The organism is Mycolicibacterium sichuanense, from assembly GCF_033741125.1.
Lineage (GTDB): Bacteria > Actinomycetota > Actinomycetes > Mycobacteriales > Mycobacteriaceae > Mycobacterium.
Genome location: NZ_JAWQPU010000001.1, coordinates 325,589 through 340,259, shown reverse-complemented (window position 1 = coordinate 340,259; position 14,671 = coordinate 325,589). Strand labels below are relative to the sequence as shown.

Sequence of the window (14,671 nt, the reverse complement as noted above, 5' to 3'; positions counted from 1 at the left end):
CCCTCTCCGGGTCATGGGTCTATCGGACCACCGGTCTCGCACCGAGACTGTTAGTCTCGAAAATACTCTCTCGAAGGAGCGTCCCCGATGGCCGACACCCTCGTTCCGCCCGACCAGGATATCGACCATGGCCTCGCGGACATGTCGACCGGCGCGCGCCGGTGGTTGCTGACGGTCGCGTGCCTGGCAGTGTCGCTGGTCATCTCGTCGATGGTGGCGCTGAACACGGCACTGCCCGACATCGCCGTGCAGACCTCGGCCACCCAATCCCAATTGACCTGGATCATCGACGGCTACACCCTGGCGCTGGCCTGCCTGCTGCTGCCTGCTGGCGCCTTCGGCGACCGGTACGGACGGCGCGGAGCGCTGCTCGTCGGGCTGGCGGTGTTCACGCTGGCGTCGGCCGCACCGATCCTGCTGCACGACCCGGTCCCCCTAATCGTCGCCAGGGCGGTGGCCGGGGCTGGGGCGGCGTTCGTCATGCCCGCCACCCTGTCGCTGCTGACCGCCGCGTATCCAAGGGCCGACCGCAACAAGGCCGTCGGCGCGTGGGCGGGCGTCGCCGGGTCCGGTGCCGTCGTCGGGTTCCTCGCCACGGGCATCCTGCTGCACTTCTGGTCGTGGCAGTCCATCTTCTGGGCATTCACCGCGGCGGGCGCCGGCCTGTTCGTCCTGGCGTGCACCGTGTCGTCCTCGCGTGACGCCACCGCGGCGCCGCTGGATTGGGTGGGCGCAATGCTCATCGGAACCGCGGTGGCGCTCTTCGTCTTCGGGGTCCTCGAGGCGCCCGCGCGTGGGTGGAGCCACCCGGTCGTCTGCGGCGCGATGGCCGCGGGCGTCGCCCTGGGCGCCGCGTTCACGGTCAGCCAGCTGCACCGCCGCGCGCCGCTGTTGGACGTGCGGCTGTTCGCCAGGCCGGACTTCGCGACGGGCGCGATTGGGGTCACCGTCCTGTTCTTCGCCAACTTCGGGTTCTTCTTCGTGGTCATGCAGTACATCCAGCTGGTGATGGGGTACAGCCCGCTGGCCACCGCAGTCGCGTTGGCCCCGTTGATCGTTCCCGTCCTGGCCCTGAGCGTGGCCACCAAGTGGTATCTGCCGCGGCTCGGTCTGCGGACGACGGTGACCCTCGGGTTGCTCCTCATCGCCGTTGGGCTGGTGAGCCTGCGCGCGCTGCATGTCGGTTCGCCGTATCTCGATCTGGCCTGGCCGCTGCTCATCCTCAGCACCGGAATCGGATTGTGCACCGCGCCAACCACTTCGGCGATCATGACGGCGGTGCCCGATGAGAAGCAGGGCGTGGCCTCGGCAGTCAACGACACCACCAGGGAACTCGGCGCTGCGCTCGGCATCGCGGTCGCGGGTTCGATGCTCGCGTCCACCTACGCCACCGCGCTGACACCGGCGCTCGCCGACTTCCCTGCCCCGGTTCGTGACCGGGCGCTCGGGTCGCTGGCCGAGGCGCTGTCGGTCGCCGAACGGCTCGGCCCCCGGGGGCAACGCCTGGTCGAGGTCGCCCAAGACGCCTTCCTGCACGCGATGACCACCTCGGTGACGGCACTGGCCGCCGTCATCGTGATCGCCGCCCTCTTCGTCGCCGTCTGGGCCCCTGGGCGCGACGGCGCCCAATGGCGCGCGGTTCGGCGCCTGCGCATGGGCCGGCGACCGGCTGCCACGGGTCGGCATCATCGCTGACCCGGGCCTACCCTGACTAGGTGCGCCTACTGATCGTCAACCCGAACACCACCGCGTCGATGACCGCCGCGATCGGGGCGAGTGCCCGGGCGGTGGCCGCGCCCGACACCGAGATCGTCGCCGTGAACCCCGTCGACGGACCCGCCAGCATCGAGAGCGATCTGGACGAAGAACGTTGCATACCAGGGCTTCTCGGTGAGATCCAGCGAGAGTCGGCCGCCGCCGAGCCGCCCGACGCGTACGTCATCGCCTGCTTCGGGGATCCCGGTCTGGAACGGGTGCGGGCCGCCGTCGCTGTGCCGGTGCTGGGGATCGCGCAGGCGGCGATGCACGCCGCGGCGCTGGCGGCCGGCAGCTTCTCGGTCGTGACGTCGATGTCGGCCACGGTGCCGACGGCGTGGTCGCTGGCGAAGACCTATACGCCGAGCCAGTGTCTCGGCGTGTACGCCTCCGACATCCCCGTGCTGCGCATCGACTCCGACCCGAACACCATCGAACCCATCGGCGACCTCTGCGAGAAGGCGCTGGCCCAGGACGGCAGCCGCGCGATCGTCCTTGGTTGTGCTGCCATGGCCCCGTTCGCCGGTGCACTCGAACGACGCCTCGGAGTACCGGTCGTCGACGGCGTCGTCGCCGCGACCCTGCTCGCCGAGGCGCTCGTCAGGATGCGGCGTCCCGAGCGATGAACTCGGCGGCGCGATGGCCGATCATCACGATCGTGGCGTGCGGTCCACGGCTGGTGATGTCGGGCAGGATCGACCCGTCGACGACCCATAGCCGGTCGACGCCACGCACCCGGCATCTCTCGTCCAGCGGCGCGTCGCCCTCGGGTCCCATCGGCACCGTGCTGCACAGATGTTGGGACGTCGACCAGTACGACTCCCTGGCGTGATAGCCGGACCCGGCCAGGTCGTGGGCCAGCTCGGCGCCCTCGGTCAGCGCCTCGACGTCGCGGGGCACACTGTCGTAGCGATGTTCGATCACCGGCGGCACTGCAGGGTCGGCCGAGGCGAGGGCGACCCGGCCACGTGAGTGCGGCCGCATCAGCGTCACGCCCAGGTGCGGCCGGTCGGACGGGTCGAAGGGCGCCCCCACCATGGCATTGAATCCCGTTGTATAACAACGAATCTCCAACATACGGTCGGTGGTGAGCAGGGCCTCCAACGGCGGCCTGCCCTGGCCCGCCGGCCAGTCGACGGGCAGGACCAACTCGGGGTGGTCGATGCTGCGGGTGCCCACCGGCAAGTCCGCCACCACGGCCACCCCCACCGCGGATAGCTGCCCGGCCGGGCCGATCCCGGACAGCATGAGCAGATGGGCCGAGCCGATGGCACCCGCCGAGAGCACGATGCGGTCCGCCGTCAATCGCGCGGGGCCGCCGGGACCGACGACGTCGACGCCGACCGCCGAACCGTTGGCGACATGGATGCGACGCACCCGGGTCCGTTCCACCACGGTGAGGTTCGGTCGGTCCGCGGCGCGCCCCAGGAATGCCTGACCCGGGCCAACCCGCCGCGTCCCGTCGATGTTCAGCGGAACGGGCCCGACGCCGGGCCGGCCGGCCGCCTCGCCGTTCAGGTCGTCGACCCAGCCGTATCCTCGGCCGGTCGCGGCATCGATGAAAGCTGCTGCCCCCTCGTCGAATTCGGTGACGCGGCGAATCCTCATCGGCCCGACGTCACCGTGCAGCGGGCCACCGAAGTCGAGATCGGTCTCGATGTCGCGGAAGTGTGGCAGCACGTCGTCCCACGTCCAACCGGGCAGGCCCCAGGCGTCGAAGTCGGTGGGCAACCCACGACAGAAGTAGCCACCGTTGACCGCTCCCGATCCCCCAACCACCTCGCCTCGCATGATCGACGCGCTGCGTCGGGGACGTTCGGTGAGCGTCGTCCGATAGCGCCGGACCACCGAGCTCGCCGCTCCGATCGGTAGCAGTAACCCGTTGCCGATCTGCGCGCCGACGGCCGGGTCGGCGACACCCGGTCCCGCATCGACGATCGTCACGCGACACGCCGCGTCGCGGGTGAGTCTCTCGGCCAGGACACAGCCGGCGCTGCCAGCGCCGACGATCAGGACGTCAGAACCCAAGGCGGTCTTCAGGTTCGGATCTGCGGCTTCAACGCACCGAGGTGGCGTTCCCGCACCACGCCTGACCACAAGCCGAGCCCATAGGCGATGTCGTCGAGCCGCTTGAGTACGACGTACGCGAACAGCCCCACCCGCTTGGCGTCGTCGTCGACGTTGCCGTTGCGGGTGACCCAGTCGACCACCCCGTCGACGACGGCAGCCACCAGGACCACCTGCCGGCACCGCCGAAAACAGACGGCAGCGACCAGCGCCACCGGCCAGTAGTGCCGGCAGATCGCCGAGGCCAGCTGCAGCGCGGCCGACCAGAGCCCCTGCGCCGCGACGGCTGCCACCTGCTTGGGCCCGGTATCCACCGTGCCTAGCACCTTGGCGATCTTGCGGCCGGTGATGGCTGCGACGATCGTGGAGGCGAGGTAGCCGACGCCGGAACCCATCGCCAGCAGCAGCCACACCATCAGGGTCCAGCCGGAGAGCACCAGGGGCGCGGTCTTGCCGGGGTGCCGGACGGCCAGCGGTGCAGCCGACGAACCATAGAAGGCCTTGCGAGCGAACCAGTCCCCCAACTGTGTCCGGTGATCGTGACCCACCAGCGCGATCGGCTCGTACCGCAGCCGGGCTTCGGCCTCGATGAGGCGCCAGCACAGGTCGACGTCCTCCCCGGAGACCAAGGACTCGTCGAAGCCGCCGAGTTCGTTCAGCGTCGACCGGCGGCAGATGATGGCGGCGCTGGGTACGTAGGACACGGTGCCGTAGGGCACGACGGGAGCCTCGCGCAGGCCGAGATCCAGCGACGAGCGCACCGCTTCGTAGCGCGCCACCAGATTGTGCGGTTCGTGCAGTCCGACGATGCGCGGCGCCACCAGCGCGACGGCGGGGTCGCAGAAGTGCCCGAGCAGCGCCTCCAGCCAACCGCGGCGGGGCACCACGTCGGAGTCGAGGAAGGCGACGAAGTCGGTCTCGCATGCCGCCAGCCCCGTGTTGCGCGCGGCGGCGGGCCCCTTGCTGGTCTCGTGACGCAGCACCCGGATGTCACAGTGCATGCCGGCGAAGTCACCGATCTCGACCGGTTGCGTCGAACCGTCGTCGACCACCACCACCTGCATGCCGCGCAACGACCGGACCAGACGGTCCAGGCCAATCGCGTTGTTCCGCACGGGTATCACCACGGTGACGTCGCGGTGCGATGGACCACTGGCCGGCCGCGGGTGGGCGACGGTCGCGTCGAGCAGCGTCCGCGCCAACTGGGCGCTCTGGGCGTCGTGCACCTCGAGGCGCCCGCTGTTGAGCATGGTCTGGGCGGCTGGGGCCAGGCGAAGCAGACGGGTCGGTGAGCCTCCGAGCAGCGCCGCCCCCTCTCCCAGCACCCTGACTCTTCTGTCCACCTGGACGGCGAAGCCATCGGGCAATCGCGGTCCCGTCACTGCAGCAACCCCCCGGCGCCAGGGGTCCACGCCATCACGCGGCGGGCGCAGTCGTCGACCATCTCAGCAAAGATACGCGACCCGTCGGTGGCGGAGGCGGTGGTGGGGTTGCCGAGCACGCCGACCGGGCTGACCGCCGCGACCCCACCCTCACGCAACCGGGGCATCAGCTCGCGCAACGGCGTCTGGTCGCCGACGACCCAGCGATCCGTGTCCACCGCATCCGGCGAAATATGTAGCAATACAGACGTTTCGGTGTGTCCGGCGTGGGCATCGGCACCCGCCACACTGCAGGCGCACCACGCGACGTCCCGGCCCTCACTGCGCAGCAGCGCGACGGCGCTGGCAACCGCGGCGACGTTGCCTCCGTGACCGTTGACGAAGACCAACCTGCAAGCCCAGTCACATGCCGACCGGCCGTACTCGACCAGCAGAAGCTGCAGCACCTCGGTGCCGATCGAGACCGTCCCGGGGAATCCCCCGTGCTCCCCGCTGGCGCCGTAGGCGATGGCCGGCGCGAGCATCCAGTTACCAGGGATTCGCCCAGCAATCCCCCTGGCGACCGCGGACGCGATCCGGGTGTCGGTGTCCACCGGCAGGTGCGGCCCATGCTGCTCGGTGGAACCTAACGGGATGATCAACGCTGGGGACACATCGCGGAGCTGTCTCGCCGTTGAGTTCCCAAGCTCGCTGGGGAAGACCACCCGCCGATCGTAGGCCGAATTCACCTGGTGTGCGCCGATTGTTCGCGTTTGCGCAGCGGCTGATTCGGCCACGTCTCATCTCCGGGCGATCGTGGCATCACGCCCGCCACGCCAGCACCGCCCGCCCCACCGGGACCACCGGGCGACCGGCTAGGTCGCGTCCGCGCTACCCAACGAGGGCAGGCCGAGGGCCCTGGTGAAACCGTCGGGCACCAGGATGTCGTCGGCCACCAGGTCGTGCACCGAGGCCTTGCCCATGCCCATGAGCGCCGAGTCGATGCCGCCGCGCATGATGTCCAGGACGTTCTCGACACCGGGCTGACCCTCCGCGGCCAGGCCCCACAGGTAGGCGCGGCCGATCATCACCGCGCGGGCGCCGAGCGCCAGCGCCTTGACCACGTCGCTGCCGCGGCGGATACCGCCGTCGAGCAGCACCTCGACCTGGTCGCCGACGGCTTCGGCGATGACGGGCAACGCCCGGATCGAGGCCGGCGTGCCGTCGAGATTGTTGCCACCGTGATTGGACACCGAGATCGCCGAAACACCAGCATCCACCGCGCGTTTGGCATCGTCGACCCGCATGATGCCCTTGAGCATCAGCGGCCCGCCCCACAGCTCGGCGAGCCAGGCGATGTCCTCCCACGTCGGCGGCGGCGTGCCCATCCACTGCCCGTAGGCGTGGAAGAACGGCGGCCCGTCCTCGCCGACGGCACCCTGGTTCGGGACGCGCAGGTTCGGCGGGCGCAACGTCCTGCCCCATTGCAGCAACCAGCGGGGCCGGGTCAGACCCTCGGGCATCATCTTGACGATGGTCTTGAGATCCATCTCCTCGGGGATCTTCGGGCTGCCCCAGTCCCGGCCGTGACTGAACGTCCAGTCGGTGGTGACGATGATGCCGACCGCACCCGCGGCGCGGGCCCGCTCCACCCGCGCGGCGATGTCGTCGCGCCCGCCCAGCCAGTAGACCTGGAAGAAGAGCTTGGGGTTGGCGGCGATGACGTCCTCGATGGGCTTGCTCGCGAACGACGAGAGCCCCATCGCGGTGCCGCGAGCCGCGGCGGCCCGAGCGACGGCGACCTCCCCGTCGGGATGCACCGCCTGAACACCGGTCGGCGAGATGATCACCGGCAGCGAGATCTCCTGCCCCATAACGGTGGTGGCGAGATCGCGCTTGTCGAGCGCGCCGATGACGTGCGGCGCGAAGCCGAGTTCCCCGAACGCGTCGACGTTGTCGGTCACCGTGATGCCGCGTTCACTGGCGGCGATGAGCGCGCTGTAGACGGACTTCGGCAAGCGCTTCTTGGCGCGTTGCTGAGCGATGGCGACCGTTTCGAACCAGATGTCGCGAGCCATGATCTATACGGGACTTTCGTTGCAGAACTTCTGGGGTGGACGGGTGAGCAACTTCAGCGGGATGGGACCCTGGTTGGAACCAGCGGAGCGACGGGGAAGATCGCGCCCTCCGTTGCGGGAGTGGTCGACGCTGGACTTGGGCTTCTCGCGTTCGCGGGCAAGCGCGGGTTCGCCGTAGCCCTGGACGCATTCCGGGTCGGGGCCGTCCATCGGCAACCCGGTGAAGAACTTGGCCGCCATGCAGCCGCCGCGGCAACCGTCGTAGTGATCGCAACTGGCGCACGCACCAGCCGACTGGGGCTCACGGAGCTCGCGGAACAGCTTCGAGTTCTGCCAGACGTTCTGAAATCCACTGTCGGAGAGGATGTTCCCCGCCAAGAAGCGATCATGGATGGCGAACGGGCAGGCGTAGACGTCGCCGACCGGGTCGATCAGGCACACCACCCGGCCGGCTCCGCACAGGTTGAGTCCGGCCAGCGCCCCCGGCGCGCCGAGCCCGGACAGGTGGAAGAACGAGTCTCCGGTCAGCACGCCCTCACCGCGGGCCACCAGCCAGTCGTACAGCCGGACCTGCTGGGCCGGCGTCGGGTGCAGCTCGTCCCACACGTCGGCGCCACGGCCCGACGGGCGCAACCGGGTGATCCGCAGCGTCGCACCGTAATGGTCTGCCAGCGCCTTGAATTCGTCGAGCTGGTCGACGTTGTGGCGGGTCACCACGACGGAGATCTTGGCGTCCCGAAAGCCCGCGTCCTTGAGGTTCTCCAGCGCCTTGACCGCCATCGCGAAGGATCCGGGACCGCGCACCGCGTCGTTGACCTCGGCCGTGGCGCCATCCAGCGAGATCTGCACGTCGACGTAGTCGCTGGCGGCCAGCTTGGCCGCCACGGCCTCGGTGATCCGGACGCCGTTGGTCGAGAACTTCACCCCGACCTGGTGTGCGGTGGCGTAGTCCACCAGCTCCCAGAAGTCCGATCGCACGGTCGGCTCGCCACCGCCGATGTTGACGTAGAAGACCTGCATGCGCTGCAGCTCGTCGATGATGGCCTTGCACTGCTCGGTGGTCAGCTCACGGGGATCGCGCCTGCCCGACGAGGACAGGCAGTGCACGCAGGCCAGGTTGCAGGCGTAGGTCAGCTCCCAGGTCAGGCAGATGGGTGCGTCCAGACCGTGCTCGAACTGCTCGACCAGCCGGGGAACGGGCTGCTGTACTGCGGTCATTTGGGCTCCTCGCGGACCAGCATGTTGGATGAGACCAGCACGCCGAGCGCGTGCAGATAGGGCGCCGCCGAGGCGTCGTCGATACCAGCCGCGCGCAGGGCGGACCTGGCGTCGGGGTGGGCGTCGAGCGACTTGACCACCTCGACGATCTTCGTGTTCTTCAGGAACGAGAGTTTGCGCGTACCAAAGTGATACAGCAGCGCGCCGAACGGCTCGGGCCGCACGGCGACCTGGTGGTGCACCCGCCAGCGGGCGTCGGGGTCGAACGTACGGACGTCCGAGGCGGGTGCCGCGGCCACGATCAGTAGACCCCGCACATGCCGTCGATCGAGACCTCTTCGACGAGGCTCTCGGTGACGAGCTGGGTTTCGGCCTCGGCCTGCTGGGTCGGCTCCATGGATTCGCCTTTCGGGTCGGGTCTTGCGCGAGTGTGATGCAGGTCGCAAGAATATGGCATCGAGTGCCGTAACGGAAGGGGGTGACGATCGATGAACCGAGAACCCGCCTATCGGGTAGGTAGACGGCGGTCGACCACCCAGGACCACATCACCAGCGTGGCGCTCGACCTCTTCGCCGAACGCGGCTTCGACGACGTCAGCGTCGACGACGTGGCGCGCGCCGCGGGCATCGCCCGGCGCACGCTGTTTCGCTACTACCCATCCAAGAACGCCATCCCGTGGGGTGACTTCGACGCCCACCTCGACCTCATGCGCGACCTGCTCCTGGCCGAACCGATCGGTGCCCCGATCAGCGTGGCGCTGCGCTCGGCGCTGTTGGCGTTCAACAGTTTCGACGAGGCCGAGACGGCGCATCACCGTCAGCGCATGCGCGTCATCCTCGAGACCGCAGCCCTGCAGGCACATTCGATGACCATGTACGCGGGATGGCGTGCCGTCGTCGCGAACTTCGTCGCCAACCGGCTGGGGCTCGAACCCGCCGACCTGATCCCCCAGACCACGGCGTGGACGATGTTGGGCGTCGCGCTGTCGGCTTACGAGAACTGGCTGGCCGACGAATCGGTGTCCCTGCAGACCGCGCTCGGGGAGGCCTTCGACACCGTGAGCGCCGGCATCGCGGCACTCGACGAGAGATGAATTGCGGATCGGGCGTCGGAGTTCGGGCCCCGGCGGCGACGACGGCGTCGTGCATCCGCGACCAGGAGGTGCGCTTCCATCTCGGCCAGCACTGACGAACCGCTGGACCGCGAGCTAGCCGAGGACGTCGGCGATCGGGGCGCCTGCTGCGATCTTGCTGCGGGTCTTCATGACCTTGCCGGGCATGCCGCCGCCGACGACGCCGACGACCACGCCGTCGCGCTCGTAGTAGGCCAGGAACTTGCGTCCGTCGTCCTCGACGAGGTGTACGGTGTCGTCGGCCTCCGGCTCACCCAAGCACTGGATCTTGACGTCGTACTGGTCACTCCAGAAGTAGGGCACCACCACGTTGGCAGACGGTTCGGTACCGAGCATCGCCGGCACGATCACGCGAGCCTGCTCGGCGACGTTGCTCCAATGCTCTACCCGCACTTGATGTCCCGACGCGTCGCGCCAGGAGGCCACGTCACCGATCGCCCACACGCGCGGCGCGCTGGTGCGGCCTGCGGCGTCACAGACCACGCCATCGTCGACCTCCACGCCGCTGCCCTGCAGCCAGTCGGTGGACGGCCGGGACCCGATGCCCACGACGACGATGTCGGCCGCCAGCTCGGTGCCGTCGGTCAGCAGGACCTTCTCGACGTGGCCGCTGCCCTCGATGGCGCTGACACCAGTGCCGCATCGCACGTCGACACCCTCGTCGCGATGCAGGCGGGCCACCAGTGCGCCGATCTCCTCCCCCAGCACCGAGGCCAGTGGCGTCGGCTGCGGCTCGACGAGGACGACGTCCACGCCCAGCGTGCGCAGGCTCGCGGCGACCTCGCAGCCGATGAAGCCCGCGCCGATCACGACGGCCCGCTTGGCCGCTCCGGCATGCGCGCGCAGCGCCAGGCTCTCGTCGAAGGTCCGCAGCACGCGGACGCCCTCGAGGTCGGGGAACGACGGGATTCGCTTGGGCACCAAGCCCGTCGCGATCACCAGCTCGTCGTATCCGATCACGTCACCATTGGCCAGCGTCACGGTCTGCGCCTCGGCGTCCAGGCTCGTCGCCGCCGAGCCGAGGCGCACGGTGATGTCCTTCTCGGCGTAGAACTCGGCGGGCTTGAGGACGACGTCGTCGGTCTCGGCGCGCAGCACCTCCTTCGACAGCGGCGGCCGGTCGTAGGGCAGGTGGGCCTCTTCGCTGACGATCACGAGCGGGCCGGCGTACTCGGCGCGGCGCAGCTGCTCGGCCGTCCGCGCTGCGGCCAGTCCACCACCGACGATGACGATGCCCCGACTAGTAGTCACGTGGGCTGTTCTACACGACGCGCAGCACGTGGCGTGTGCCACCCGTCAGGCGCGGGCCCGCTCGATGATGTTCGACAGCACCACGATGCTCTCGCTGCGTTCGATGTCGGCGCTGGCCCGGATGCGCTCGAGGGCCTCCTCGAGATGGCGCATGTCCCGCGCGAGCACGTGCAGGATGGCGTCGGCGGTGCCGGTGACGGTGGCCGCGCTGACCACCTCGGGGATGCCGACCCAGGCCTCCCGCAGCTCGGCCGGGGCAATCGTGCCGTGGCAGAAGACCTGCACGTAGGCCTCGGTGTTCCACCCGAGGGCGTTGCGGTCGACCACCGTGGTGAAACCGCGGATGACACCGTCGTCGAGCATGCGGTCCACGCGTCGCTTCACCGCCGGCGCGGACAGGTTCACCCGCTGCCCGATCTCGGCGTAGGTAGCCCGCGCGTGGTTGGCCAACTCGCCGAGAATGAGTTCGTCGGTCTGGTCGAGCCGGTCCATCTGGCTTCCCTCTCGTCGCTGCGCAATGAATCGCCGCAATGGTACGTATGGCACAACGAAACATATCCCGACACGCAACAGGCGGCGATTGATTGCGCCAGATGGCACCCATATCGTTTCTCCCATGACGATTTCAGAGGTCGCCAACACCGCACTGCGCGCTCCGTCGGTCCGCACTCCGCGCCTGCGCCGATACGCCATGACCGCACCGACGTTCTTCACCGTCTCCTATGCCATCAACCCGTGGATGGACACCTCCACGCCCGTCGACACCGAACTGGCCGTCCGCCAATGGGAGACGCTGCTGTCGACCTATCGCGACCTGGGGCACACCGTCGAGCTGGTCGACCCCGTCGCGGGTCTGCCGGACATGGTCTACGCCGCCAACGGTGGCCTCGTCGTCGACGGCACGGCCGTCGTCGCCCGATTCGCGTTCCCGCAGCGAGCCGGCGAGGCCGCCGCGTACGCCGAGTGGATGAGCGACCGCGGGTTCGAGCCGCGGTTCACCCACCACGTCAACGAGGGCCAGGGCGATCTGCTGGTGGTCGGCTCGATGATCCTGGCGGGCCACGGGTTTCGCACCGACCGCCGCGCCCACGACGAGATCGCCCAGCTCACGGGGCGGCCCGTCACCAGCCTGGAACTGATCGACCCGCGGTTCTACCACCTCGACACCGCCCTGGCGGTGCTCGACGACACCACCGTCGCCTACTACCCGCCGGCGTTCAGCGACGAGTCGCGTGCCCAGCTGCAGCGGCTATACCCCGACGCCGTCGAGGTGAGCTCGGCCGACGCCTACGTGCTGGGCTGCAACGTCGTGTCCGATGGTCGGCACGTGCTACTGCCCGCCGCCGCCACGACGTTGGCCGAGCAGGTCGCCGCCATCGGATTCGAGCCCGTCGGGATCGACCTGTCCGAGTTGTTCAAGGGCGGCGGATCCGTCAAATGCTGCACGCTGGAGGTGTACTCGTGACCATCCTGGATTCCACCATGACCGACCAGAGGGCTCTGACGGATGCCGCGATCGCCATCGCCATCGACGAACGGTACGTCGCGCACAACTACTCGCCGCTGCCCGTCGTCGCGGCGAGTGCCGAGGGAGCGTGGATCACCGACGTCGAGGGGCGCCGCTATCTCGACTGCCTCGCCGCGTACTCGGCGGTCAACTTCGGGCACCGCAACCCCGAGATCACCGCCACCGCACACGCCCAGCTCGACGCCGTCACGCTCGTCAGCCGGGCCTTCCACTCCGATCGACTCGGCCCGTTCTGCGCCGCACTGGCCAAGCTATGCGGCAAGGACATGGTGCTGCCGATGAACAGCGGCGCCGAGGCCGTCGAGAGTGGCATCAAGATCGCACGCAAATGGGGCACCGACGTCAAGGGTGTGCCGGTCGACCAATCCAACATCATCGTGGCGCGCAACAACTTCCATGGCCGTACCACCACGATCATCAGCTTCTCCGACGACGAGACCGCCCGCCGCGGCTTCGGCCCTTACACGCCGGGCTTCCGCACGGTGCCGTTCGGTCCCGACGATCCGCGGGCCGAGGCGCTGGCCGCCGCGATCGACGAGAACACCGTCGCCGTCCTGCTCGAACCGATCCAGGGTGAGGCCGGCATCGTCGTCCCGCCCGAGCAGTACCTGCCGCGGGTCAGGGCGCTGTGCACCGAGCGCAACGTGCTGATGATCGCCGACGAGATCCAGGCCGGCCTGGCCCGCACCGGGCGCACGTTCGCCTGCGACCACTGGGGCGTCGTCCCCGACCTCTATCTGCTGGGCAAGGCGCTCGGCGGCGGCGTCGTCCCGCTGTCGGCGGTGGTGGCCGACCGCGACGTGCTCGGCGTCCTGCATCCCGGTGAGCACGGCTCGACCTTCGGCGGCAACCCGCTTGCCGCCGCGATCGGCTCCACGGTCGTGGCGATGCTGCAGCGTGGCGAATTTCAGTCGCGCTCAACCGAACTCGGCGAGCGGCTGCACGCCCGCCTGAACTCCTTGATCGGTGACGGCGTGCTCGCCGTCCGCGGCAGGGGGTTGTGGGCGGGTGTCGACATCGACCCGCGCGTCGGCACCGGAAAGCAGATCAGCTTGCGGTTGGCCGCACGCGGTGTTCTCGTCAAGGACACCCACGGTTCGACCTTGCGGCTGGCCCCGCCGCTGGTGATCGAGGAGGAGGAGATCGACTGGGCCGTCGACCAGTTCGCCGCCGTCCTGGCCGAGGCACGAACACGCCCTGCAACGATCTGACGATCCGCACGGGAGCAGAGTTGACGGCACCGCCGCCGAGCACGCCCAATACGCCGAGTGGCTCGACGGCGAACTGCTCGCACTGGGCATCTCACCGCAGGGTGCGATCGCGCGGGTGTTCCTCGGGTCCGAGGGCGCGAAGATCGTGCGGCACAGCCCCGTTCTGGTTCTGATACTGCCGAACTAGTACTTCATGGTGCCGCGGTCGACGGCGATCTGGGAGCCAGAGATGGTCGCCGACCCATCGCCGGCGAGCCAGACCACGACGTCGGACACCTCGTCGGGCGTCATGAACTCCTTCAACCCCTTCTTGCCGTCGTGGTTGACCGGCTGGAACGGCATCGGCGAGAAGCTGTGAATGTAGCTGGGGTACTTGGCGAAGATCTCCATCATCGCCTCCGGCTCGACCATCGGCGTATCGACCGAGTACGGGTGGATGGAGTTCACCCGGATGCCGAACTCGCCCGCCTCCAGCGCCAGGGAGTTCGTGATGCCGACGAGGCCATGCTTGGAGGCCGCGTAGTGGCTGTTGCCCGGGGTGGCCTTGAGCCCGGCCGACGAGCTCACGACGATGACCGACCCGCCGTTGCCGGCCTCGATCATCGCCGGCACGGTGGCGCGAAGCGTCCGCCACGTCCCGTTGAGGTTGACGTCGATGACGCTGTCCCACTGCTCTTCTGACATCTCGAACATGCGGCCCCAGCTGAGCACGCCGGCGTTGGCCACCACCACGTCGAGCCGGCCGAACTGTTCGACGGCGTCGGCGACGACCTGCTGCAGGGCGGCGAGATCGCGGACGTCGACCTCGCGGGCGAGCACCTTGCGGCCGGTGCCCTCCACCAGCCGCGCCGTCTCGGCCAGGTCGTCGGGGGTCGGCGCCGGATAGGTGATCGTGTCGGACACCGGTGCGCAGACGTCGATCGCAACGACGTCGGCGCCCTCCGCGGCCAGCCGCACCGCGTGTGCCCTGCCCTGCCCTCGCGCGGCACCCGTGACGAATGCCACCCGACCCTCGAGCGTTCCGGCCATCGACCGTCCTTTCGCCGACCTCGTGCGCCAGCGTTCGTGC

General features: G+C 69.2%; 16 protein-coding genes. 6 read left to right on the top strand and 10 right to left on the bottom strand.

Going from position 1 to position 14,671, the window contains the following annotated elements; genetic code table 11:
• Positions 1-87 precede the first annotated feature (87 nt).
• Positions 88-1,695: an MFS transporter gene (locus SBI80_RS01585; RefSeq protein WP_318972660.1), complete on the top strand. Its 1,608-nt coding sequence runs from the start codon at positions 88-90 to the stop codon at positions 1,693-1,695.
• Positions 1,696-1,715: 20 nt separating this feature from the next.
• Positions 1,716-2,381 (top strand): aspartate/glutamate racemase family protein, encoded by a 666-nt coding sequence (locus tag SBI80_RS01580; protein ID WP_318972659.1) that lies wholly within the window; start codon positions 1,716-1,718, stop codon positions 2,379-2,381.
• Here the strand turns inward: SBI80_RS01580 and mftG are convergent.
• From mftG to mftA, 7 genes are all read right to left on the bottom strand, one after another.
• Entirely contained in the window at positions 2,356-3,783 is a 1,428-nt protein-coding gene (gene mftG / locus SBI80_RS01575) for a mycofactocin dehydrogenase MftG (protein ID WP_318972657.1), read from the bottom strand. The genes SBI80_RS01580 and mftG overlap by 26 nt on opposite strands.
• An 8-nt stretch (positions 3,784-3,791) precedes the next feature.
• Positions 3,792-5,204 carry a mycofactocin biosynthesis glycosyltransferase MftF gene (gene mftF / locus SBI80_RS01570; protein WP_318972655.1) on the bottom strand — a complete coding sequence of 471 codons (1,413 nt, stop codon included), beginning with the start codon at positions 5,202-5,204 and terminating at the stop codon, positions 3,792-3,794.
• On the bottom strand, positions 5,201-5,932 hold the full coding sequence (gene mftE, locus SBI80_RS01565) for a mycofactocin biosynthesis peptidyl-dipeptidase MftE (RefSeq protein WP_318972653.1): 732 nt from the start codon (positions 5,930-5,932) through the stop codon (positions 5,201-5,203). Before mftE ends, mftF begins: the two co-directional genes overlap by 4 nt.
• A 126-nt stretch (positions 5,933-6,058) precedes the next feature.
• Positions 6,059-7,261, bottom strand: coding sequence for a pre-mycofactocin synthase MftD (gene mftD / locus SBI80_RS01560; protein ID WP_318972651.1), 1,203 nt, complete (start codon positions 7,259-7,261; stop codon positions 6,059-6,061).
• A 3-nt stretch (positions 7,262-7,264) separates the two neighbouring features.
• Positions 7,265-8,479 (bottom strand): mycofactocin radical SAM maturase, encoded by a 1,215-nt coding sequence (gene mftC, locus SBI80_RS01555; protein ID WP_318972649.1) that lies wholly within the window; start codon positions 8,477-8,479, stop codon positions 7,265-7,267.
• Positions 8,476-8,796 (bottom strand): mycofactocin biosynthesis chaperone MftB, encoded by a 321-nt coding sequence (gene mftB / locus SBI80_RS01550; RefSeq protein ID WP_413232609.1) that lies wholly within the window; start codon positions 8,794-8,796, stop codon positions 8,476-8,478. The genes mftC and mftB overlap by 4 nt, the downstream gene beginning before the upstream one ends.
• The gene (mftA, locus tag SBI80_RS01545; RefSeq protein WP_318972646.1) at positions 8,781-8,876 is read right to left on the bottom strand and encodes a mycofactocin precursor MftA; all 96 of its coding nucleotides are present in this window, start codon (positions 8,874-8,876) and stop codon (positions 8,781-8,783) included. The genes mftB and mftA overlap by 16 nt, the downstream gene beginning before the upstream one ends.
• Positions 8,877-8,967: 91 nt before the next feature.
• Here mftA and mftR point away from each other — a divergent pair, with 91 nt between their 5' ends.
• The gene (gene mftR, locus SBI80_RS01540; protein ID WP_318972644.1) at positions 8,968-9,573 is read left to right on the top strand and encodes a mycofactocin system transcriptional regulator MftR; all 606 of its coding nucleotides are present in this window, start codon (positions 8,968-8,970) and stop codon (positions 9,571-9,573) included.
• Positions 9,574-9,687: 114 nt separating this feature from the next.
• Here mftR and SBI80_RS01535 read toward each other — a convergent pair whose 3' ends face one another.
• Both SBI80_RS01535 and SBI80_RS01530 read right to left on the bottom strand, forming a co-directional pair.
• Positions 9,688-10,863, bottom strand: a complete 1,176-nt coding sequence (locus SBI80_RS01535) for an NAD(P)/FAD-dependent oxidoreductase (RefSeq protein ID WP_318972643.1) — start codon at positions 10,861-10,863, stop codon at positions 9,688-9,690.
• Positions 10,864-10,908: 45 nt separating this feature from the next.
• Positions 10,909-11,355: an Rv2324 family transcriptional regulator gene (locus tag SBI80_RS01530; RefSeq protein WP_318972641.1), complete on the bottom strand. Its 447-nt coding sequence runs from the start codon at positions 11,353-11,355 to the stop codon at positions 10,909-10,911.
• 124 nt (positions 11,356-11,479) lie between these two features.
• On the opposite strand from SBI80_RS01530, the gene ddaH reads away from it, so the two are divergent.
• From ddaH to SBI80_RS01515, 3 genes are read left to right on the top strand one after another with little or no spacing between them, the layout of a single operon-like run.
• Positions 11,480-12,328 (top strand): dimethylargininase, encoded by an 849-nt coding sequence (gene ddaH / locus SBI80_RS01525; RefSeq protein ID WP_318972639.1) that lies wholly within the window; start codon positions 11,480-11,482, stop codon positions 12,326-12,328.
• A gap of 17 nt (positions 12,329-12,345) precedes the next feature.
• Positions 12,346-13,602, top strand: coding sequence for an ornithine--oxo-acid transaminase (gene rocD / locus SBI80_RS01520; RefSeq protein WP_318973635.1), 1,257 nt, complete (start codon positions 12,346-12,348; stop codon positions 13,600-13,602).
• Positions 13,589-13,789: a universal stress protein gene (locus SBI80_RS01515; RefSeq protein WP_413232650.1), complete on the top strand. Its 201-nt coding sequence runs from the start codon at positions 13,589-13,591 to the stop codon at positions 13,787-13,789. Before rocD ends, SBI80_RS01515 begins: the two co-directional genes overlap by 14 nt.
• On the opposite strand, the gene SBI80_RS01510 is transcribed toward SBI80_RS01515, so the two are convergent.
• The gene (locus tag SBI80_RS01510; RefSeq protein ID WP_318972637.1) at positions 13,786-14,631 is read right to left on the bottom strand and encodes a mycofactocin-coupled SDR family oxidoreductase; all 846 of its coding nucleotides are present in this window, start codon (positions 14,629-14,631) and stop codon (positions 13,786-13,788) included. The two genes, SBI80_RS01515 and SBI80_RS01510, sit on opposite strands and share 4 nt — an antisense overlap.
• Between the last annotated feature and the right edge of the window lie 40 nt (positions 14,632-14,671).

Bases quoted from the DNA above. Each gene is read 5' to 3' on its own strand.
- mftR (WP_318972644.1), top strand. From the start codon at position 8,968: ATGAACCGAGAACCCGCCTATCGGGTAGGTAGACGGCGGTCGACCACC.
- mftA (WP_318972646.1), bottom strand. From the start codon at position 8,876: ATGGAGCCGACCCAGCAGGCCGAGGCCGAAACCCAGCTCGTCACCGAG.
- mftD (WP_318972651.1), bottom strand. From the start codon at position 7,261: ATGGCTCGCGACATCTGGTTCGAAACGGTCGCCATCGCTCAGCAACGC.
- mftC (WP_318972649.1), bottom strand. From the start codon at position 8,479: ATGACCGCAGTACAGCAGCCCGTTCCCCGGCTGGTCGAGCAGTTCGAG.
- ddaH (WP_318972639.1), top strand. From the start codon at position 11,480: ATGACGATTTCAGAGGTCGCCAACACCGCACTGCGCGCTCCGTCGGTC.
- SBI80_RS01510 (WP_318972637.1), bottom strand. From the start codon at position 14,631: ATGGCCGGAACGCTCGAGGGTCGGGTGGCATTCGTCACGGGTGCCGCG.
- SBI80_RS01585 (WP_318972660.1), top strand. From the start codon at position 88: ATGGCCGACACCCTCGTTCCGCCCGACCAGGATATCGACCATGGCCTC.
- SBI80_RS01530 (WP_318972641.1), bottom strand. From the start codon at position 11,355: ATGGACCGGCTCGACCAGACCGACGAACTCATTCTCGGCGAGTTGGCC.
- rocD (WP_318973635.1), top strand. From the start codon at position 12,346: ATGACCGACCAGAGGGCTCTGACGGATGCCGCGATCGCCATCGCCATC.